General features: G+C 60.2%; 20 protein-coding genes. 9 read left to right on the top strand and 11 right to left on the bottom strand.

Translation table 11 applies throughout. The features are described from left to right. The first annotated feature begins 88 nt into the window (after positions 1-88). The 3 genes from EYW45_RS17445 to EYW45_RS17435 all read left to right on the top strand — a co-directional run bounded on the left by EYW45_RS17445 (position 89) and on the right by EYW45_RS17435 (position 2223). Positions 89-937, top strand: coding sequence for a LysR family transcriptional regulator (locus tag EYW45_RS17445; protein WP_161136693.1), 849 nt, complete (start codon positions 89-91; stop codon positions 935-937). Positions 938-1340: 403 nt separating this feature from the next. Next, positions 1341-1619 carry a hypothetical protein gene (locus EYW45_RS17440; RefSeq protein ID WP_161136692.1) on the top strand — a complete coding sequence of 93 codons (279 nt, stop codon included), beginning with the start codon at positions 1341-1343 and terminating at the stop codon, positions 1617-1619. 154 nt (positions 1620-1773) lie between these two features. Beyond that, positions 1774-2223: a PaaI family thioesterase gene (locus tag EYW45_RS17435; RefSeq protein WP_161136691.1), complete on the top strand. Its 450-nt coding sequence runs from the start codon at positions 1774-1776 to the stop codon at positions 2221-2223. A gap of 41 nt (positions 2224-2264) precedes the next feature. Here the strand turns inward: EYW45_RS17435 and EYW45_RS17430 are convergent, their stop codons facing one another. Beyond that, on the bottom strand, positions 2265-3464 hold the full coding sequence (locus tag EYW45_RS17430) for an MFS transporter (RefSeq protein WP_161136690.1): 1200 nt from the start codon (positions 3462-3464) through the stop codon (positions 2265-2267). Between the two features lie 107 nt (positions 3465-3571). On the opposite strand from EYW45_RS17430, the gene EYW45_RS17425 reads away from it, so the two are divergent. Then, positions 3572-4510: a LysR family transcriptional regulator gene (locus EYW45_RS17425; protein ID WP_161136689.1), complete on the top strand. Its 939-nt coding sequence runs from the start codon at positions 3572-3574 to the stop codon at positions 4508-4510. A 43-nt stretch (positions 4511-4553) separates the two neighbouring features. Here the strand turns inward: EYW45_RS17425 and EYW45_RS17420 are convergent, their stop codons facing one another. After that, positions 4554-5447 (bottom strand): LysR family transcriptional regulator, encoded by an 894-nt coding sequence (locus EYW45_RS17420; protein WP_161136688.1) that lies wholly within the window; start codon positions 5445-5447, stop codon positions 4554-4556. Between the two features lie 188 nt (positions 5448-5635). Between EYW45_RS17420 and EYW45_RS17415 the strand changes: the two genes are divergently transcribed. Continuing rightward, positions 5636-6766, top strand: a complete 1131-nt coding sequence (locus EYW45_RS17415) for an NADH:flavin oxidoreductase/NADH oxidase (protein ID WP_161136687.1) — start codon at positions 5636-5638, stop codon at positions 6764-6766. Between the two features lie 329 nt (positions 6767-7095). Then, the gene (locus tag EYW45_RS17410) at positions 7096-7563 is read left to right on the top strand and encodes a GNAT family N-acetyltransferase (protein ID WP_202444776.1); all 468 of its coding nucleotides are present in this window, start codon (positions 7096-7098) and stop codon (positions 7561-7563) included. A gap of 9 nt (positions 7564-7572) precedes the next feature. On the opposite strand, the gene EYW45_RS17405 is transcribed toward EYW45_RS17410, so the two are convergent. After that, a complete protein-coding gene (locus EYW45_RS17405) occupies positions 7573-8889 on the bottom strand; it encodes an ArgE/DapE family deacylase (RefSeq protein ID WP_161136685.1) in 1317 nt (438 codons plus the stop codon). A 33-nt stretch (positions 8890-8922) separates the two neighbouring features. Beyond that, positions 8923-10236, bottom strand: coding sequence for an MFS transporter (locus EYW45_RS17400; protein WP_161137091.1), 1314 nt, complete (start codon positions 10234-10236; stop codon positions 8923-8925). Between the two features lie 156 nt (positions 10237-10392). Here EYW45_RS17400 and EYW45_RS17395 point away from each other — a divergent pair, with 156 nt between their 5' ends. After that, positions 10393-11367, top strand: coding sequence for a LysR family transcriptional regulator (locus EYW45_RS17395; protein WP_161136684.1), 975 nt, complete (start codon positions 10393-10395; stop codon positions 11365-11367). 23 nt (positions 11368-11390) lie between these two features. Here EYW45_RS17395 and EYW45_RS17390 read toward each other — a convergent pair whose 3' ends face one another. The 7 genes from EYW45_RS17390 to EYW45_RS17360 all read right to left on the bottom strand — a co-directional run bounded on the left by EYW45_RS17390 (position 11391) and on the right by EYW45_RS17360 (position 17946). Next, complete coding sequence (locus EYW45_RS17390) at positions 11391-12383, bottom strand: NADPH:quinone reductase (RefSeq protein ID WP_161136683.1); 993 nt, start codon at positions 12381-12383, stop codon at positions 11391-11393. After that, positions 12383-13153, bottom strand: coding sequence for a fumarylacetoacetate hydrolase family protein (locus tag EYW45_RS17385; RefSeq protein WP_161136682.1), 771 nt, complete (start codon positions 13151-13153; stop codon positions 12383-12385). Before EYW45_RS17385 ends, EYW45_RS17390 begins: the two co-directional genes overlap by 1 nt. A gap of 20 nt (positions 13154-13173) precedes the next feature. After that, positions 13174-13593 (bottom strand): nuclear transport factor 2 family protein, encoded by a 420-nt coding sequence (locus EYW45_RS17380; RefSeq protein ID WP_161136681.1) that lies wholly within the window; start codon positions 13591-13593, stop codon positions 13174-13176. Further along, complete coding sequence (locus tag EYW45_RS17375; RefSeq protein ID WP_161136680.1) at positions 13590-14771, bottom strand: alpha-hydroxy acid oxidase; 1182 nt, start codon at positions 14769-14771, stop codon at positions 13590-13592. Before EYW45_RS17375 ends, EYW45_RS17380 begins: the two co-directional genes overlap by 4 nt. Positions 14772-14780: 9 nt before the next feature. Next, entirely contained in the window at positions 14781-15758 is a 978-nt protein-coding gene (locus tag EYW45_RS17370) for a Bug family tripartite tricarboxylate transporter substrate binding protein (protein WP_161136679.1), read from the bottom strand. 105 nt (positions 15759-15863) lie between these two features. Further along, the gene (locus EYW45_RS17365) at positions 15864-16739 is read right to left on the bottom strand and encodes a TauD/TfdA dioxygenase family protein (RefSeq protein ID WP_161136678.1); all 876 of its coding nucleotides are present in this window, start codon (positions 16737-16739) and stop codon (positions 15864-15866) included. Between the two features lie 16 nt (positions 16740-16755). After that, on the bottom strand, positions 16756-17946 hold the full coding sequence (locus EYW45_RS17360; RefSeq protein ID WP_161136677.1) for an iron-containing alcohol dehydrogenase family protein: 1191 nt from the start codon (positions 17944-17946) through the stop codon (positions 16756-16758). Positions 17947-18058: 112 nt separating this feature from the next. Here EYW45_RS17360 and EYW45_RS17355 point away from each other — a divergent pair, with 112 nt between their 5' ends. Both EYW45_RS17355 and EYW45_RS17350 read left to right on the top strand, forming a co-directional pair. Then, entirely contained in the window at positions 18059-18973 is a 915-nt protein-coding gene (locus tag EYW45_RS17355) for a LysR family transcriptional regulator (RefSeq protein WP_161136676.1), read from the top strand. 69 nt (positions 18974-19042) lie between these two features. Then, positions 19043-19762: a GntR family transcriptional regulator gene (locus EYW45_RS17350; protein WP_235939104.1), complete on the top strand. Its 720-nt coding sequence runs from the start codon at positions 19043-19045 to the stop codon at positions 19760-19762. The last annotated feature ends 32 nt before the right edge of the window (positions 19763-19794 follow it).

Raw genomic sequence — 19794 nt, 5'->3', positions numbered from 1 at the left:
CAGGGCAGTCAAATGCCCACGTAAAATGATAGGCTCGCCGGCCTCAGCCATTTATGAAGTTATCAACCGCCATTCAGAGGGTTTCGTAATGCGCCCCTTGTCGCCCGAACTGCTGCGCAGCTTTCTTGCTGTGGTCCAAACGGGCAGTTTCACGCTGGCCTCCGAGCGCGTGAGCCTATCGCAATCGACCGTCAGCCAGCATGTGCGTCGGCTCGAGGACATCCTGGGCTGCGCCTTGCTGGAGCGCGACACGCGCAACATCCGGATGACGCGACAGGGCGACGCGCTGTTTCACTACGCCGGCAATATCCTGGCGCTGATGGAAGACGCCTTTGCCGCCGTCAGCGGACCCGCGTTGAACGGCACGGTGCGGTTGGGGCTTTCCGAAGACTTCGCATCACTGCGACTGACAGCAGCGCTGGCCAGCTTTCAGCAGCGCAACCCCGAAGTGGAACTACATATCGCCACCGGGATGAGCGGCGATCTCTTTCGCGAGCTGGATGAAGACAAACACGATCTGGTCTTCGCCAAACGCGTGAGCGGCAGCCAGCGTGGCCAAGTGGTGCGAACCGAAAAACTTTACTGGTGTGTGGGTCCCAATTCGCCCATCACCGGCGGCGAGACCGTCTTGCCGCTAGCGCTGCATCCCGAACCCAGCGTCTCGCGCACACGCGTGCTGGAAACGCTCAAAGCCATGGGGCGCCCTTACAAGATCAGCACAGTCAGCAGCAGCGTGGCAGTACTCAAAGCGGCCGCCATGGCGGGCTTGGGCATCAGCGCCTTTGCCGATTACGTGATCCCGCAAGGGTTGGTCAAACTGGAACAAGGCATGCCTTTGCTGGGCGAACTCGAATTCGTCATCGACCGCAGCACGTCGGCGTCGCAAGCTGTGCTGGCCTTGGAAAATACGATCAAGGCGGCAGCCGTAGAACTGTAATCGCCCGGGTGTGCGGAAGCGCATCGGCGTGGTCGTGGATCGCGTCCGAAGAGCCTGCCGTGGCTGCTATGCACGTCATGCTTCATGATGTGGGTGATAGAGTCGTTTGCCTGTCATGCGATGGCTCCCCCCCGGGCTCGACGTGTTACGAGTTCAGTCGTGACCCGTACACATTTGATCCTCGATCATGACGATTCCTTGACCGGACGTTACAGCGCAATCGACGATTTTCGACATCCTGCCCGGCCGATGCTGGCGCTCCAGCCGATATAAGGGCAGATGCGTGAACGTGACAGGAAGCTGAATGCCGCGGTGCAGCAACTTAATGTAGCGTTTCGTGTCTGGCATCCCCAGGTCTTTATGGGCACTATCTCAAAGTCTCAGACGATTTCAGAGTAGGAACATGAAATTAATCGATGGATTCATTGTCGACGTCAAAGTCTTGGAGGCTCATGGTGCAGCGTACAAATTATGTGCAGAAACGCGGCATCCCGAGGGCTTGTCGGATGTAAAGCAGTGGCATGTGCCGTTCCAGGGGGTGATCGTTTCCATGGATCAGGCCGAGCAGTTGGCTGCCCGTGCGTTGGATGGCATCAAACGCATCAGTTCAAATGGCCAGCCGCACTTCAACCTGTTGAAAGAAGCGGCGGTGAAAAACGATTGGTGGGTGCCGGCCCGCTGATCGCGGAGTCGCCACATCGGCGCGTAGCAAAGCGGCCTGAAGTACTCAGGCCGCTTTGCTCTTGTGCGCGTTCAAGCGCGATGCGCGCCCGCTATGATGTTCGCTCCAACTGCAAACGGTGCCGTCGAGCGCCGATAACCTCGGAGACGCGAACATGCCTCAGGAACAACCCGCCGAACTTACGACTGCTGCGATTGAAGCGCGCTTGGCCGCCAGCTTTAATCGGCAGGGCCTGATGGCGCTCCTTGGCGCTCAACTGCATTCGGTGGCGTGGGGCAGGGTGGTCATCCGCTTGCCCTTCCGGGCCGAGCTCACGCAGCAGCACGGTTATTTTCATGCCGGTGGCACCAGTGCCATTGCCGATACTGCGGGCGGTTACGCCGGGCTGACGCATTTTCCACCCGACCACTCCGTGCTCACGGTCGAGTTCAAACTCAATCTGCTGGCGCCCGCCGAGGGCGAATATCTCGAAGCCGTTGGGCAAGTGGTGCGTTCCGGCCGCACCCTTACCATCTGCACGCTGGAGGTGTTTGCGATCAAGGCGGCGCAGCGCACGCTGGTGGCGCTCGGTCAGCAAACCCTCATGTGCGTGCGAGACCGGTAATACCGGCGACGAGCGCAATACTCGCCGCGAATCAGATCGTCTTAACGGCGCCGTTGGCCGCGCATCATCAGCAACGCCACCACGACGGCCACCGCTGCAATGAGGGTAGAAATCATGCCGAGGGAGGCCAGGCCGAAATGACGGATGCCAAGGCCGCCCAGGATCGCACCCAACCCAATGCCGGCATTCGCCGCCGAAATGTTCATCGTGGCCGCAAACGCCTGCGCCTTGGCACCCGCCTGCATCACGCGCACTTGGCAGATCGGAAAGAGCGCGGTATAGGCGATGCCCCACGCAACGAGCGACACGATCAGCCAGGGACGCTCCGCAGCGAGCGGCACCGCGGCCAACATACCTGCGCCAAGGATCACGAGAAACAACACCGTGGCGCCCAGCGGCTTGCGATCGACCATCACACCGCCGAGATGATTGCCAATCAAGCCGACGGCACCGAATCCCATCAGCCACCAGCCCACCTGGTTCGCCGGGATACCGGCAAGCGTTTCCAGAGTGTCGGCGAGATACGTGTACGCTGTGAACATCGCCGTGAATGCCAGCACGGAAAGCAGCACATGCGCGAGGAAGCGCGGTTGCTTCAGAATGGCCGTCTGCTTTACGCCGTCCGATGTGACGGGCGATGCCGGCAAGGCGGGCATGCACACGTGCATGAGCACACCGATCAACGACGAAAGCGCTGCCAGAATCCAGAAGCTGCCCCGCCATCCCACGGAGTCGGCGGCTAGCGTGCCAAGCGGTACGCCGAATACAAGGGCAGCAGAGATGCCCAAGTAAATCTGGGATACCGCCTTGCCGGATTTGCCGGGACCCGCCAGTTGGCCCGCCGTTTCGCTTGCGGTGGCCCAAAACACGGGCAGAAGCAGCGCAGGGATAAACCGGGCCACGCCGAGCACCCAGATATTGGTTGCGAGCGCCGCGAGGATGTTCGACGCGGCGAATACGGCGAGGATGAACGTAAAAAGCTTCTTGCGATCGAGATGGGCGAGCTTGGCCGTCATGGTCGGACCAAACAGCATCACCGTAAACGCGAACAAGGTGACCACTTGGCCGGCCAGCGCAATGGAAACGTTTAAATCGCGCGCCAACGCGGGCAGCAAGCCCACGATCAGAAATTCGGTCGTGACGATCACGAAGCCGGCGACGGCCATGATGAATATCTGTGGGCCAGTGCGGGCAGGCGCGTGGTCGGAAGGAGCGGCCAGTGTGGCGGCAGAAGATGACATGAGACTTTACTCAACGAGAAGGTTGCGCTAGCTTATTCAAGAATCAGATGCCAATTCTGGCTATCTTTTATCGATTGAGCGGAATCCAATTCTTAAATAGGGTAGGCATGTTCTCGTCTGAACGACTGAAAGGCATCGATGTATTCGTCTCCGTGGCGGACCTGGGCAGTTTCACGGCCGCGGCGGAACGCTTGAATTTGACGAGCTCCGCCGTGGGTAAAGGCATTGCGCGATTGGAGAGCCGTCTGGGCAGGCGCTTGTTCAATCGCACCACGCGGCGCCTCGCCTTGACCGATGCGGGCACCGAGTTTTACCGCACCTGCGCTCGCATTCTGTCCGAGCTCGAGGAAGCCGAACTGGCGCTGCACACGGACGAGGGCGAAGCGTGCGGCCGCGTCCGCATCGACCTGCCCGCGTCGTTCGGGCGACTGCATGCGTTACCGGCGATTCTTCGATTCGTTGCGGATCGCCCCAAGCTGATGCCGCACATCTCGTTTTCCGACCGGTTCATCGATCCGGTCGAGGAGGGCGTCGACATTCTATTGCGCATCGGGGGGTCCGATACCTGGCCCTCAACCTGGGGGCATCGGTTTCTCGGCGCCCAACGACTCATCTTCTGCGCGTCGCCCCACTACCTGCAGGCGCATGGCCAACCGGAAACGGATCGTGATCTGGAGACGCATCAGTGCATCAGCTACGCCTCGACCGATGGCGTGGTTCGCCCCTGGTACTTCGTCGGCGCGCATGCCGGCGATATGGAACGGCGCGTGTTGCTCGCCAGACTCGCGGTGGGGGATGGCGAGGGGCTGGTGCTTGCGGTGTTGGGCGGGCACGGCATCGCGCAACTTCCGATGTGGCTCGCCAAGCGTCATCTCGATGCGGGAACGTTGGTCGAGGTGCTGCCGCATCTGGCTACCGATAGCTTGCCGATCAATCTGGTCTGGCCGAAAAGCCGCGAGGGATTGCCGAAGGTAAAGGTGATGCTTGAGATGCTGGCCGAGTGTTTGACGCCGGACGGCTGGGTGGGCGGGGAGGGTGGTAAGTAGGATTGGATTCTCGGCTATTGCGCTGGAGACGGTTTGCGGCGGTCTACTGCATTTCGATCGAGCGCCGCCTAAGCATGCGGGTGAAGGCCCGGGCTGCCGACGAGGGATGGCGGGTCGGCAAATGAACGACACTGATGGGGACCGGTGGCATCTCGAATTCGCGCAATACTCGAACAAGGCTGCCGTCTTCCAGCAACGGCTCGACCAGATAATCATTCACCATGATCAAGCCGACCGATCGCGCTGCGGCGCTCACCAGCGCCTCGCCGTCGTCGACCGTCAATCGCGCAGGTAGGCTCATGGACGTAGGCACCCCGTCGACAACAAAGCTGTACGTGAAACGAACCGCCGTATCCGGCGTCACATAACCGATGACGCTATGCCGCAACAGATCCTCCGGGTGGGTGGGCACTGTGGCTGCCGACAGATATTGCGGCGATCCGCACATCACGAAACGGGTGTGGCCGATGCGGCTGGCAATCATGCTTGAGTCAGGCAAATGGCCGATCCTGATCGCCACATCGACACCTTCGTCGATGAGATTCACCACCCGGTCGCTCAAACGCACCTCCACCTCAACCTGCGGATACTGCTTTACGTAGTCTGCGATCACCGGCAGCACACGCATGCGGCCGAATACCCTCGACGCGCTGATGACGAGCTTGCCGTGCGGCGACGCGGCTCCTTCGACGGCTTCCTGTCCAGCCTGATGCAAATCGGCGAGGATCGTTTTGCAGCGCGCATGATAGACGGCACCGGCCGCCGTCAGGCGCACCGATCGGGTCGTCCGTGCCACCAGCGTCACGCCGAGTTGCGTCTCCAGGCGAGATACCGCTTTGCTTACGCCAGCGGATGTGATGCCGAGTGCCGTGGCGGCTGCACGAAAACCGCCTTTGTCGCCCACTGAGACGAATGCGTTGATCGCCGCGAGATCCATGTCCAAAACTCCGTTCAATCCGAATCAGCGACCGTTCATGCGCTGTCGAGTCGGCCGATTGCGTCCTTAGGGTTAGCAGTGTAAGTCGGCAGATGGGCTTTTTCAGAGATTGCCACGCCGCTAGTCTCTTTCTATCGGAAATGTTCACCTGTGGGCGACCGCGGCGAACACCCAACCAGGAGTCAATCGTGTCAGATCTGTTCAAACCCTTCACGTTGAAAAGCGTCACGTTGCGCAATCGTATCGTTGCCGCACCCATGTGTATGTACTCGGCGGCCGACGGTGTGGTTGGCGAATGGCATCGCGCTCACCTCGCTCAATTGGCCGCAGGCGGCGCGGGGCTGGTGACGGTGGAAATGACGGCTGTGTCGCCGGAAGGACGTATCACCTGGGCCGACAACGGTCTGTGGAACGACGCTCAGGCGCAATCGCTCAAGCCCGCGGTCGATGCGATCAGGGCGGCCGGTGCCGTGCCGGGGATTCAGCTCGGGCACGCCGGTCGCAAAGCGAGCTCGAATCGCCCCTGGGAGGGCGACAATCAGATTGCAGACGACGCTACGCACGGTTGGCCAGTCATCGGCCCGTCCGCGTTGGCGTTCGGCAGTGAAAAAGTGTGGAAGGTACCGTCCGAGATGACCATGGACGACATCGCACGGGTGCAGGGCGATTTTGTGGCCGCCGCCCGACGTGCCCGCGACGCAGGGTTCGAGTGGCTTGAACTCCATTTTGCACATGGCTTTCTGGCGCACAGCTTCCTCTCGCCCTATTCGAATCGACGCGCGGATGGCTACGGCGGCAGCTTCGACAATCGGACGCGCTTCATCCGCGAGACCTTCGCGGCAGTGCGTGAGGTGTGGCCGCAGAATCTTCCACTGTCGGTAAGGCTTGGCGTGATCGAATACGACGACCGGGATGAGGAAACCTTGGCGGAATCCATCGCGCTCATCAAGCTGTTGAAGCAGGACGGGCTGGATTTCGTCAGCGTGAGCGTCGGTTTCTCGACCCCCGACGCTACGATCCCCTGGCATGCTCCGGCATTCATGGCGCCAGTAGTCGAGCGGGTTCGCCACGAGACGGGCGTACCCACGGCAATCGCGTGGGGCGTAGGCGATCCTGTGCTTGCCGAGCATGCGGTGCATAGCGGTCAAGCCGATCTGGTGAAGATTGGACGTGCGCTGCTGGCCAACCCGCATTGGCCGTACACGGCCGCCGTGGCGCTCGGCGTGAAAGCGGCTTCGTGGGCGACGCTACCGGCACCCTATGCCTTTTGGCTTGAGCATCATCAACCCAAACCGGTTGATGAGGCCGTAGAAGCCTGAACGTTCCGATCCGGGTTACGCGCAACTTCAACGGAAGCCGCCGCGTTCATCAACTTGCGGCTTCAGACCTCAACCTAGCTTCAGGTCAAGCGTGTGTTGCAGCTGAACACGGTGTTGCGCGCTATCGTTCGAATCTCTCGAAAGCACTTTTGCCGGGATGACTGTTGTCGGGTAAGTGTGATTCTGACTAAAGTTCCTCGAGGCCGTAACGGGTTCGCGCGATGGGCTCGATCAAACAGGGGCACTGATCAATGACAGACAGGAAACACGTCGACGACCCCACGGATTCGCCGCGAAGGGGGGATGACCTGTGGCATGACGATGTGCATGTGAAGATCGCCACCACGGATGACGTCGATCGCATTCGCGACATCGTCACCGCCGCCTATTCAAAGTATGTGCCGCGCATCGGCAGGCGGCCCGCGCCGATGGATGCTGACTATGACGCTTTGGTGAAAGGCGGCAAGATCTTTGTGCTTAAGCGTGAAGCGAGCGTGCTTGGTTTGATCGTCCTCGGCCGTGAGAACGATGCCCTCACGGTCGGCAATCTTTGCGTCGCTCCCGAAGCGCAGGGCAAAGGGTTTGGGCGCGTGCTCATGGCGCACGCTGAGACGACAGCGAGGTCGATGCGTCTGCCGGCCATAACGCTTTTCACGAACGAAAAGATGCATGAGAACATTGCCCTGTACTCGAAACTGGGTTTTGTGGAAACGGGCCGGAGAACAGAGCAAGGGTTCGAAAGAGTCTATTTTCGCAAGGCACTTGATCGTGTGAGCGACGTAGCGCGTTGTGTTTAGACGGTCGGCTTACGATTGATGATCGTCGGATTCGCTCACGCCGCACCATTGCGCGATGAACAGAGCAATCGTCTTGGTGATCAATCGGAGTGATTCAATGTGCACACGTTCATCGAAGCCGTGAATGTCGAGTGACTTCGGCCCGTAAACCAACGTTGGCATATTGCCGTAGATGACGAAGACCCGGGCATCAAGATAGCCAGGCGTCGTAAAGCTCTCAAGGTCGCTTTGGAAAGCAATCTTGTGGCAATCGCGCAGGGTGTTTTCGGCCGCGCTGCCTTCCTCGAGCACATACCCTTCAGCATAGAAGCCGGTATAGGTGACTTTCGGCGCAGTGCCGCCCAACCGTGGATCGGAAACGGCCTCTTGCAGGCACGCGTCGATCTGGGCGCGGGCTTCGTCTGCAGTCGTACCAGGGTAGATCGCTGCGCGAACGTCAAACTCGCACCAAGGCGGTACCGTCGACGGCCAGTCGCCGCCCTCGATTTTTCCGATGTTGAAATTGATCGGATGATCGAGGTGTTCAAAGTGGCGATGGCAGTGATGCTCACCATTCCATTTGGTCTCCACGCGCCGCAGTGCCTCGATGGCAGCATATGCCGCATCGATCGCATTGAAGCCATTGCCCATTTCGCGCGTATGCGTAGGATGCCCCTGAACGCGCACCTTGAACCACAGCACGCCCACGTTGGCGCGCACAAGCATGTTTTCTTCGGGCTCCGGAATGATGACGGCGTCTGCCTGGTAGCCGCGCAAGAGTGCAGCAAGGGCGCCATTGCCCGTACATTCCTCTTCGACGACGGATTGGAAGTAAATCGGTGCCGCGGGCGCAAACCCGGCTGCGCGCACGGCGTCGTAGGCAAACAGGTTGGCGACCAGGCCGGCTTTCATGTCGGCCGATCCGCGCCCATACATCCATCCATCCACGATCGCGGGGTCCCAAGGCGAGCGGCTCCACATATCTTGCGGGCCCGTCGGCACCACGTCGATATGCCCGTTGAGGATCAGTGACCGACCCGTCTGTTGGACGGGTCGATAGGTCCCCACCACGTTGAACGCATTTTCATACGACACCGTCACGGGGCCGAAACCGGGATGCGATTCGATGTCCTTCACGTCGATCTTCCAGCGATCCATGGAAAAGCCGCGTGCGCGCATCGCTTCGTAAAGAAAATCCTGCGCCGTATGTTCCTGCTCTCGCAGGGAAGGAAACCGCACGAGATCTTGGGTGAATTCAAGTTGTGCGTCGAAGTGCGCGTCGACGGCCTCCAGGATCCGGCGGGTTCGATCTTCTGAGAGGGCAGGGGGCATCGTGATGTCGGTCATCGGGTTTCCTTTTAGATTTCTATAGAGGTCGGCTCAAATACTTGATGTGGATAGCGTCGAGGCTATGCGGCGCTTGTGGCCAGCCAGCGCCCAAATCGATATCAGCGTGATCAACGAGAGAACGGAATAGAAAATGGCGAGGGGTAGCCACTGCCCGGGGTAGTGATAGATCAGCCAGGTTCCGATCAGCGGTGTCATGCCTCCGGCGACCGCGCCACACAGCTGGTACGAGAGTGAAATGCCGGAATATCGGATGTGCGTCGCAAACGCAGAGCTGATGTATCCCGCCATCGCAGCGTAGATCGCTGCCATGAACACGAGCACGATCGCAATACCGGCGATGATGCTGAATGCCGTGCCTTGAGTGACGAGCATGAACATCGGATAGGGCGCGATCACGGAGCACATCGCGGCGGTGATGAGCACACGTGTGGGGCCGATGACGTCGGCCAGCCACGCTGCCAGCGGCTGCACCAGAAACTGGATGATGGCCACGACGAACAGGCAGTCAAGAATGAGCGTGCGGCTCAGACCCAACGTCTGGGTCGTATAAGACAGCATGAAGGTATTTGTGAAGTAAATGCCGCCGATCGCGACTGTACACACGCCCATGCACAATAAGACGGTTCGCCAAGCGGTGCGAAGCACTTCCTTGGCGGGCACTTCGGCACGTTCCTGGCGCGCGAGCACCTTGGCAAAGTCGGGCGATTCGTTGACACCCCTGCGGATGAAATAACCCACGAGCAGCAGCACGGCGCTGATCAGGAACGGCACGCGCCAGCCCCAGCTGACGAAGTCGGCTTCCTCCAGCGTCGTGAGTAATCTGAATGCCAGCAGCGATAGGATCAGTCCTGCAGGACTTCCAAGTTGCGCAAATGAAGCGGCAAACGTCTTGCGGCGCTGCGAGGCGTGCTCGCCGGCCATCAATACTGCGCCGCCCCATTCGCCGCCCACCGCCAATCCTTGCGCCAGGCGCAGAAGCAGCAGCAACGCAGGCGCCCAAAGGCCGGCGGTTTCATAGCTTGGCAGCAGCCCGATGCCCACCGTGGCGACGCCCATGATCACCAGTGTGGTCATCAGGGCATTCTTGCGGCCGACCCGATCGCCGTAATGGCCGAAGATAATGCCGCCGATCGGGCGCGCGAGAAATCCTGCAGCAAAGGTGCCGAACGACGCCATGGTGCTGACGAAGGGGTCAGCGGTGGGAAAGAAGACCTTGCCAAACACTAAGGCGGCAGCCGTGGCGTAAATGTAGAAGTCATACCACTCGATCGTGGTGCCGACGAATGCAGCAGTCGCGGCCCGGACGGGCTGGCGATCTGCGGAGGGAGCGGCAACAGCGCGCATCATTTCCTCTTGGGAGTTTTCATTATTCAAAGGTGTGTTTATCGCTCCCGTCACAACATTACGTCAATTTATGATTTCTAATATTTCACTTAAGATGAAATAATGTCTGGCACCACCTGCGGGCCAATCGTTCCGCAGTCTTTCGTGCGAGACCCGATGAAATTGCCTGCCCATCCTGAGACGAGAATCGCCGATCATCTCGATTGGAATCTATTGAGAACGTTCCTGGTTATCGTGCAGGAGCGCAGCATCAGCGGGGCTGCCGCCAAGATGCATCGAACGCAGTCGGCGGTCAGTCAGGCGTTGAAACGACTGGAAGAGCAACTCGACCGCCGATTGATCGAACGGCACAACACGGTCTTCACCGTCACCAATGCGGGCGAAGAAGTCTGCCGCGCAGCGGAAGCCATCCACGGCAATGTCTCGCAACTTCTATCGGACGTGTCGCAGACGGAAGTCGAAGAAACGGGCCGGATTCATCTGTATGTGGCCAGCAGAATCCACTCACACGTCTACGACCGCTTTTGGTCGCTGTTCCATCGGCAGTACCCACGCATCGAAGTGCAGATGGAGGTTCTTGCGAGCAGCGAAATCGTCCAGCTTATGCACCAGGGCGCGGGCACCGCCGGTATCGCCTTGTGCCGCCAGATGCCCAAACGTCTCGAAAGCAAGGTATTCCTGCACCAGCGATATGCGCTCTTCTGCGGTCGCAACCATGCGCTGTTCGGCCGGCCGGACCTTCGAATCGAGGATTTGATGAGCGAGAATTTCGTGTCGTTTGCGAGTGACACCCTGGGCGACAGCTTGTCGCCACTCACGATTTTCCGAGATCAGCGAGGGTTTTCGGGAAGGGTGATTGCCACGTCAAACCAACACGACGAAGTCAAACGCCTGCTTATCGCCGGCTTGGGAATCGGATGTTTGCCGGAACACAGCGTGCAACGTGATCTGGAGGAGGGGCGGCTATGGCGTTTGCCGCCCGGCGAGGGCGTGTGCTCCGTCGACCTGCACCTGCTGTGGCACCGCAACGCCCAGCGAAGCTCTGCCGAGTTGGCATTCCTGAAGTGCTTTCGCGACTGTATCGACGGCTTTTCCATGGAGGAGCGGTTGGCCGCCGGTGGTACCGAATGAGTACGTGATAAAAAGATCCGCGCTCAGCGATCCCGCGCGACATCGAGCACCGCATTCCCAAGCACCGCACCGCGCTCGACCGCCTCGTGTGCCGCAACGATTTCTTCCAACGCATAGGCGGGCTGTACCACATGTTGCAGCACGTTCGCTTCAAGTAGCGCGTTCAGCCCATCAACCGTGCGCCGGCGCGCCTTGGCGTCAAGTTCGTAGACGAGAAAGAAGTGCAGGCTGATGGAGCGGGGCATCCAGGCCCCGAAGTTCAGCGGCACGGCATCGCGCACGTTTGAGCCGTAGCAGACGAATCTGCCGTGCGGGGCGAGCACGCCTTGATCGACCAACCCGGCGCTGGTCGAAAAATCCATATCGATGATTGCATTGACGCCAGCACCGTCTGTCAAGGTGCGTACGCGGTCAGCCACAGATTCGGTTTTATAGAGGATGATGTCGTCGAATCCTGCGTCCCGCATCATCTGCGCTTTCGCAGCCGATCCGACAGTGCTGATGACCCGGGCGCCGCGTGCGCGTGCCATCTGCGCGGCATAGAACCCTACGCCTGACGTGCCGCCGATGACGAGCACGCTGTCGTTGGCACCGATTTCGGCAAGTTCCACCGCGCGATATGCGGTGAGCCCCGGGATGCCCATGCAGGCACCTGCCTCGAAAGATGTTGCGTCTGGCAGGTGAACTGCCTGGTCGGCCGGCAGGGTGATGTATTCGGCGGCCGTGCCGTAAGGCCGGTTGTATTGGCCATTCCAGATCCACACGCGCTCGCCGATGCGGGCGGGGTCGACGCCGCTGCCCACCGCAGCGATCACGCCGGCGCCGTCGCTATGCGGAATGATGATGCCGGCGCGCACTGGCCGACTGCCTTGCCGCGATTTCACGTCCGAAGGATTGATACCCGACAATGCAAGTTTGACCTGCACCTCGCCGGCGCCGGGTTCGACGATCGGCTGTTCGCCGACCGTCAGCACCTCGGCGGCCGCACCATTTTTCGCATACCAGGCAGCGCGCATTACAACTCTCCAGTTTTCACAAAGCGGTTGGTCAACGTGCCCAGTCCGGTAAGGGTGACCTCTACGGTGTCGCCATGCTGAAGATTGGGCGACTCGCCATCGGTGCCCATCCAGATCATGTCGCCGGGGTAGAGCGTGAGATACCGGCTCATGTCCACGATGAATTCCTTGATGCCGAACAGCATATCGGATGTACCGAATCGTGTGGTCTCCCGACCGTTCACCGTAACAACGGTTTCCATGTTTGCAACGTCCACCTGCGTGCTGATCCACGGGCCCATCGGCTTGAAGGTATCTGTGTTCTTGGCGCGCCAGAACGTGCGATCGGTGGCCTGCCAGTTGCGCTCGCTGACGTCGTTGCCGATGGTGTAGCCGAGAATGCAGGCATCCACATCGTCCAGTCGCAGGTTCCGGGCTTTCTTCCCGATCACCACCACGAGCTCTCCTTCGTAGTGCACGCGGGTGGCGTCCGCCGGCATGATCACGTCGCGATCATGGGCGATGAGTGCATTATTTGCCCGGTAGCCCACGTCGGGCTTCGTGGGTATGGCCTTGCCTTCCGTGCTGATGTGCTTCACATAATTCAGGCCCACCGCGTAAAACGTGGGCGGAATGACCGGCACCTCGAGTTGCACATCGTCGAGCCTGAGGATCGTGGAGGTTTTCTCGTAGCCCTCGAAAGGGTTGCCGTTGACGGCAGTGATGCGGTCGTCGTCGCCCAGAATGCCGTAGCGAGATTGCGCGTCGTCGTTGTAGCGGATCCATCTCATGTGAGCTTGTCCTTGAAAGTTCAGGCGGTGGCCAGAAAGCTGGGTTCGTCATTACGCATCGTCAGGATGAACCATTGGGCGTCCACGCGCTTCAGATCGATATGGGTCGTACGAATGGATTCGATCCCGGCAAGCGGTGCCGGTCCGGGGAGGGCGGTGTCGGACTGATGGCGTACGACCACCATGTAGGCCCGCATGACGCAGGTATCCTCGTCGTACCGATCGGCGACGAGGTTGGTGATCAGGTGATGGATGCGCATATGCGGCGGTCGTTTCATCAGCGCGTCATGCACCTGCTGATGTCCTTGTAGGACGGCACCTTGTCGATGCCAGGTTGCGTGGGGTGCCATCAAGGCAGTAAGTGCCTCGTAATCCCGATCATCGAGATGACGAAAAAACGCCATGACGCGATTCGTGCACGTGCTCAATGTGTCACTCATGTGATCGTTGCTCCAGAGAAATGGGAATCGACCGCTGCAAGCAGCCCCCGATCGATGTCGGCCAGACGGGTGGCACCGCATAGCTGCATCGTGCGACGCAACTCGTCCTGCAGGATCAGAAGCGCTTGGTCCACACCCGCTTCACCGGCGGCCAGCACGCCGAAAAGGGTGGCGCGCCCGGTCATCACGCCGCTTGCGCCAAGGGCCAATGCCTTGACGATATCGCTACCGCGGCGCACGCCACCGTCCAGCAGCACGGGTACGCGCCCCGCTGTGGCGCGCACGATGCCTGGGAGGGCATCGAGCGTGGCGACGCTCGTGTCCAGTTGCCGGCCGCCATGGTTGGACACCGCGAGGGCATCCACGCCCACTGCCAGAATGGCGTCGACATCCTGCGGGTGGCACACGCCTTTGACGATGAGCTTGCCGGGCCAGCGGTCACGCAAGGCCTTGAGCCCGTCGAGATCGAACGCGGGATCGTAGTTGCGTCCCGCCACGGACACCATTTTTTTGGAGTCGGAACTCAACGCCTTCATGCCGGCCAGGCTTGGCATGGTGGGTGGCGCCTTCATCAGCATGTTGAGCGACCAAAGCGGCTTGCGTACGAACTGGCCGATGTTGCGGTGGGTAAGCTTCATCGGAAACGCCAGCCCGTTGACGAAGTCGCGCTCTCGCTTGCCGCCCACTGGTAGGTCGACGGTAATCATCAAGCCTTCGTAATCGGCCACGCGGGCGCGTTCGATCAAGTCGTGCAGCCGCGCTTTGTCCTGCAGGATATAAGCCTGAAACCAGTGTCGGCCCGGGGCTTGGTCTGCAATCTCCTCGATCGAGGCGGTAGCAGATGTCGACAACGTGTACGGGATGTTGAAGCGCGCCGCTGCACGGGCGAGTGCGATGTCGCCACCGCGCCAGCCGAAGCCGACGGCGCCCGTGGGCGAGATGGCCAGCGGCAATCCCATCGGCCGCTCGAAGAGTGAAGCGGAAAGGTCGATGTTGCTGACGTTGCGCAGTACGCGCGGCATGAGACGCACGCGGCGGAACGCGGCGCAATTGTCGTTGAGCGTAATTTCGTCTTCCGCGCCGCCGTCGTAGAAGTCGAAGACACCCTTGGGCAGCCGCCGACGCGCAGCGTTGCGCAGCGTGTCGATCGAGAAGCAGTCGGAGAGAGTGGATCGCATCGCCGCGCCTTATTCAGGAGTGACGTTGCCTAGCTTGATCACCTGTGCCCAGCGCTGCTTGTCATTGATCAGGAACTGCCGGAAGGCGTCCGGCGAATCACCGATGACGACGGAACCGAGCGCGCCCAATTGCTCACGCACTTCCGGTTGTGCCAATGCATCGAGGGCGGATTTGTTCAGCTTGTCGACAATGGGCTTGGGCGTTGCGGCGGGCGCGAGCACGCCAACCCATGGGGCACCTTCCTCGAACCCCTTCAATCCCATGCTCTCCAAGGTGGGCACGCCGGGAAAGTCCGGACGCGGGTCGTTGGTGCCCACTGCCAGCACGCGCAGGCGCTTGTCGGCCACGTAATTTGCGATGCCCACGCTGGGATAGAACATGAACGATATCCGGCCGGCAATCGTCTCCTGCAGCGCAGGCCCGTTGCCCTTGTAGGGCACGTGCGTCATTTTCACGCCGGCAGCGGTCGAGAACATCTCTGCGGCGAGATGCGCCGATCCGCCGAATCCGGATGAGCCAAACGTGAGCTTGCCAGGCTGGGCCTTGGCATCGGCAATCAGGCTCGCCACATCCTCGTAAGGCGAATCGTAGCTGGTGACCATCACCAGCGGATTATTGGCCAGATTGGTAATCGGAACGAAGGCCTTGATGGGATCGTATTGATAACGATCCGGATACAGCAGTGGATTGACGTTCAACGTGAGCGAGGTCACGAGCAGGGTATAGCCATCGGGCGCGGCATGCATCACATCATTGGCTGCGATGTGGGCGCTGGCGCCGGGCTTGTTTTCCACGATCACCGATTGCCCAAGATTCTGACTCATGTGTTTGGCGACGATGCGCGCGATCACATCGGTGGGGCCGCCCGGCGAGTATCCGACCACCATGCGAATGGCGCGATCGGGATAATCGGCAGCGTGTGTCGCGGCCGAGGTCAGGCACGCCAGAGAAAGCGCAGCAAAGGCGAGGAGCTTGCGTGATGTCATGGTGTTGTCTCCGATATTGTTGTGGTTTGAATGGACGATTCGCTTGCGTGGGCACTGCCATCGATCCAGCCGCGCGTGCGGGCTGCGGCCGCCTCTCCTGATTGCTTAGAATGCGTCGGGGAAATATCTGTCGGCCATCACCTGGCATCGGCGAATCAGACGATGTTCGTCCGGTCGATAATCTGGAATCGCGTTGTGGATCGTGCCCATGTTTTCCCACATCAGTACATCGCCCTCCGTCCAGCGATGCCGATAGCGGTACTTGTCTTGCGTCTGATGCGCGAAGAGAAACGCCAGGACTTCCTCGCTGCGCGCTTCAGGCAGCTCGTTGATGCGTGTGGAATAGCCGGGATTGGCATAGAGCACCTTGCGACCGGTGATCGGATGGGTAAGAAACACGGGATGCGATACCGGCGGCTTGCGGCGGCGCTGTTCTTCGGTCAACGGTGGGCGGCTACTGCCTTTTTCCCGTCGCATCATTTCCCAGAACATATTGAAATCGTGTGTGATCGTCATGCCGTCGAGCTCCTCCTTCAACGCCGCCGGCAGATCCTCGTACGCAGCGTGCATATTGCAGAACTCGGTGTTGCCCAGCGGCTGGCCATCGCGCATAGGAATCTTGATCCCGTGGAGCACGTTGGCGAAAGCGATTGTCTTGCTGTAAGACATATCGGTGTGCCAGTCCTGACCGGCATCGCTCAACCCGATCGGCTTGCCGTTTTCAAGCATGTTCGACAGAATCATCACCTCCGGGAACTCGGGGTCGTGATAAAGGTTGGCCACATTAATTTCGAGCTTGCCGAAGGTCTCGGAAAAATCGCGCAACTGCTTCGCGTTCAGGTGCTGCTTCGGAAAGCTGATCACGCCGTACTTTCCCAGCGCTTGCTCGATCTCCCGATATTGCGCATCGGAGAGTGGTTGCGCCAGGTCGATGTCGTGAATGGTGGCGCCCATGGCGCTCGCTTTGGGTTCAATTCTCATGTGGTCTCCAGCGGGATTACAAGGCGTGATGCAGGATGGTGAGGATGTCGGCAGATGTCGTCACGGGGCGTGGGTTGAGCGCAAGGCCGCGTTCGCCCATGCTTTGTTCGGCAATGGCCGGCAGATCTTGAGCACTCAGCCCCAGCGCGGATAGCGTCATGGGCAGCCCCCAATGGCGATTCACGGCGTCGACCCAGTCGGCAGGTGAGTCGTGATGGGTTCCGGCAGCGTCGTTGAGCACGCGCAGGGCAGGGGCGAGATCGTGATGCACCACCGGGGCGTTAAAGCGCAGCGCGTGCGCCAGTATCACGGTATTGACGGCGCCGTGCCCCACGTTGTGGCGCGCGCCGATGACATGGCAGATCGCGTGATGCAGGCAGGTGCGCGCCATGGAGAGCACCACACCCGAGAGGTGGCCCGCGAGAAGAATGGTCGCGCGTTGATCATGATCCGGGTCGCATGCCGCACCGTGCGCCCGATCGCTGCGCTCCGGTGTATGCGCGCACAACGCCGAAGCAAACAGCGCCAGCGATTGCAAAGCGATACTCGTGGCGATCATCGACTTGTTGCGCGAGTACATGCCCTCGAAGCAATGCGCCACGCCATTCATTGCGGTGTAGCGCATGAGCGTCATCGGCACATCGCGACTAAGTGCCGGATCGATGAGAATCGCCGTACTGGCGAGATGACGGTTCCAGAAAAGCAACTTGTGATCGCCCTCGCGCACGCCGAAGCCCGGCGTGACCTCTGCGCCCGATGCCGTGGTGGGAAGGCTCACGATGGGCAGCTTGGGGCGCGTGCGCAGCGGGATCGTCACGCTCGCAGGCGGGGTGAAGCGGGTGGTGTGATCGGCGAGTCTGCCCCCTTCGGCCAGCAGCATTGCGAGCGCTTTAGCCGAATCGGACACACTGCCGCCACCGATGGCTACGATGCTGTCCGCCTCGTGGGCACGGGCCCGGTCAGCCAGCGCTTCGAGCAAGTCGAGATCGCCGTGTTGCGGAACATCCTGCGATTCGAGGATCGCGAGTCCGGTACAGCGCTCGCGCAGGCGAGCATAATCGGCCGACGCGGTCATGCGCGGTTGCGTCAGAATAACGGGCCGTTGGCAGCCGAGTTCCTTGAGCTCCTGCGCCAGCATCATTGCGCAACCATCGCCGAATCGCACGTGGGTACCGAAGAGGTAGTAGTCGATATCGGGGCGAGCCATGGCGCGGTCCAGACGGTGAAGACGAGACGATTCTATAGAGCTGTCTCACTCCAGCTAACCCTCAAAATGGAGAAATCATTTTTTCCATTTTGGAAACGCAAGGCTGACGAAGATGAATACGGTGGAGTGCATCGAGGTATTTGTGGAGGTGGCCAAAGGCCTGAGCTTCTCCAAGGCGGCGGAGCGCCTGGGCACCAGCCGCTCGGCAATTACCAAGAAGATCGCCTGGCTGGAAGCGGAGTTTGAAACGCAGCTGCTCACTCGCAATACCAAGCGCGTCAATCTCACCGAGAGTGGCGAGATTCTCTTGGAAAACGCGGAAGCACTGGCGATGACGATCAACAATCTGAAGGATCTGGTGCGCAGCCCTGTGCAGCGGCCGAGCGGCCGCATTCGTGTGGGCGCACCGCCATCGTTTGGCGCGCGCCACCTGGCGCCGGCGATCCATGCGTTTCTCGATCGCTATCCCGACATGCAGGTATCGCTGCTGATGGATGATGGACGCAGCGATCTCATCACCGAGAACATGGATCTCTCGCTGCGCATTGCCCCGAAGCTGCGCGATACCAACCAGATTGCGTACAAGATCGCTGTGGTGCCCCAGTTGCTCGTGGCTTCGCAGGCCTATCTCGACAAGCAGGGGCAACCTGTTCACCCCGACGAACTCGCGCAGCACAACTGCTTGCTGCACAGCCTGAAGGCGCCGACGGGTGCCTGGCAATTTATCGATTTACAAGGTGAGAAGCACGTGGTGCGCGTAAGCGGGTCGTTCAATTCCAATCTCGGCGAGGCCATCATGCAACTGGCGCGGAGTGATGCCGGCATCGCCATGCATCCGCGCTACATGGTTCATCGGGATATCGAGAGTGGGGCGCTGCAGGTGATTCTGCCTGACTACCGGTGCGAGGGACTCGACATCTTCGCCGTTGTGCAAAGCAAACGTTATCTGCCCTACAAGGTACGACTCTTCGTCGATCACCTCCGAGCGTGGTTTCGCACCATGGATTGGGCCGGTACCTCGCCGTAGGGCGGGTTAACACTAACTGACAACATCGATTGGCTTGATTAACGTATTCATTAATGTATGCGTTAATTAATGCGCTATCAGCCTCCTAGATTGGCAGACCGACAGATGAACGCTCAAGCACTTCCTCAGGAAACGCCGTCCATGGCCGACCAGGCATATGCCGAACTGCGTCGGAGAATCCTCGACAACGTATTCGCGCCGGGCTACCAGGCCCTTGAACAGGAGCTTGCGCTAGCGCTCGGAATGAGTCGAACGCCCATTCACGAAGCGCTGATCTGTCTGCAGCGGGAGGGGCTGGTTGAAGTGATTCCCAGACGCGGCATGCGTGTGCTGCCGGTGTCGCCTGCCGATATGCGCGAGATCTATGAGGTATTGACGGCACTCGAATGCATGGCCGTCGAGATCGTGGCGCGTCGGGGACCGGGGGCCGAGGAACTCCTGCCGCTGGACCGTGCGACACAGGATATGGCTGAGGCGCTGGACGCAGATGATCTGGATGCCTGGGCGAGAGCGGATGAGCGCTTCCACGAGCAACTCGTCCTGCTTTCGCACAACCGGCAGTTGCATCAAACCGTTTTGAACTACTGGGATCGTGCGCATCGGGCACGCATGTTCACGTTGAAGCTACGGCCCAAACCCGTGAACTCCACCAAGGAGCACTTTGCACTGGTGGAGCGTTTGCGCGCGGGTGATATCGAGGGTGCGGTGCGCGAAAACCGGGCCCATCGAGAGCGTGCAAGCCGTGAACTTCTGGCGATCTTCGAACGCTTTCGTCTTCAACAGGTTTAACGGCTCGACATCCATCACCTTCAAGGGATCAT

Origin of the sequence: Schauerella aestuarii, from assembly GCF_009866805.1 — a bacterium.
Taxonomy (GTDB): domain Bacteria; phylum Pseudomonadota; class Gammaproteobacteria; order Burkholderiales; family Burkholderiaceae_B; genus Schauerella; species Schauerella aestuarii.
This window is presented reverse-complemented; position numbering and strand designations above follow the sequence as displayed.

Excerpts from the sequence above, each read along its gene's own strand:
- EYW45_RS17445 (WP_161136693.1), top strand. The coding sequence starts at position 89 with ATGCGCCCCTTGTCGCCCGAACTGCTGCGCAGCTTTCTTGCTGTGGTC.
- EYW45_RS17440 (WP_161136692.1), top strand. The coding sequence starts at position 1,341 with ATGAAATTAATCGATGGATTCATTGTCGACGTCAAAGTCTTGGAGGCT.
- EYW45_RS17435 (WP_161136691.1), top strand. The coding sequence starts at position 1,774 with ATGCCTCAGGAACAACCCGCCGAACTTACGACTGCTGCGATTGAAGCG.
- EYW45_RS17430 (WP_161136690.1), bottom strand. The coding sequence starts at position 3,464 with ATGTCATCTTCTGCCGCCACACTGGCCGCTCCTTCCGACCACGCGCCT.
- EYW45_RS17425 (WP_161136689.1), top strand. The coding sequence starts at position 3,572 with ATGTTCTCGTCTGAACGACTGAAAGGCATCGATGTATTCGTCTCCGTG.
- EYW45_RS17420 (WP_161136688.1), bottom strand. The coding sequence starts at position 5,447 with ATGGATCTCGCGGCGATCAACGCATTCGTCTCAGTGGGCGACAAAGGC.
- EYW45_RS17405 (WP_161136685.1), bottom strand. The coding sequence starts at position 8,889 with ATGACCGACATCACGATGCCCCCTGCCCTCTCAGAAGATCGAACCCGC.
- EYW45_RS17400 (WP_161137091.1), bottom strand. The coding sequence starts at position 10,236 with ATGCGCGCTGTTGCCGCTCCCTCCGCAGATCGCCAGCCCGTCCGGGCC.
- EYW45_RS17395 (WP_161136684.1), top strand. The coding sequence starts at position 10,393 with ATGAAATTGCCTGCCCATCCTGAGACGAGAATCGCCGATCATCTCGAT.
- EYW45_RS17390 (WP_161136683.1), bottom strand. The coding sequence starts at position 12,383 with ATGCGCGCTGCCTGGTATGCGAAAAATGGTGCGGCCGCCGAGGTGCTG.
- EYW45_RS17385 (WP_161136682.1), bottom strand. The coding sequence starts at position 13,153 with ATGAGATGGATCCGCTACAACGACGACGCGCAATCTCGCTACGGCATT.
- EYW45_RS17380 (WP_161136681.1), bottom strand. The coding sequence starts at position 13,593 with ATGAGTGACACATTGAGCACGTGCACGAATCGCGTCATGGCGTTTTTT.
- EYW45_RS17375 (WP_161136680.1), bottom strand. The coding sequence starts at position 14,771 with ATGCGATCCACTCTCTCCGACTGCTTCTCGATCGACACGCTGCGCAAC.
- EYW45_RS17370 (WP_161136679.1), bottom strand. The coding sequence starts at position 15,758 with ATGACATCACGCAAGCTCCTCGCCTTTGCTGCGCTTTCTCTGGCGTGC.
- EYW45_RS17365 (WP_161136678.1), bottom strand. The coding sequence starts at position 16,739 with ATGAGAATTGAACCCAAAGCGAGCGCCATGGGCGCCACCATTCACGAC.
- EYW45_RS17360 (WP_161136677.1), bottom strand. The coding sequence starts at position 17,946 with ATGGCTCGCCCCGATATCGACTACTACCTCTTCGGTACCCACGTGCGA.
- EYW45_RS17355 (WP_161136676.1), top strand. The coding sequence starts at position 18,059 with ATGAATACGGTGGAGTGCATCGAGGTATTTGTGGAGGTGGCCAAAGGC.
- EYW45_RS17350 (WP_235939104.1), top strand. The coding sequence starts at position 19,043 with ATGCGCTATCAGCCTCCTAGATTGGCAGACCGACAGATGAACGCTCAA.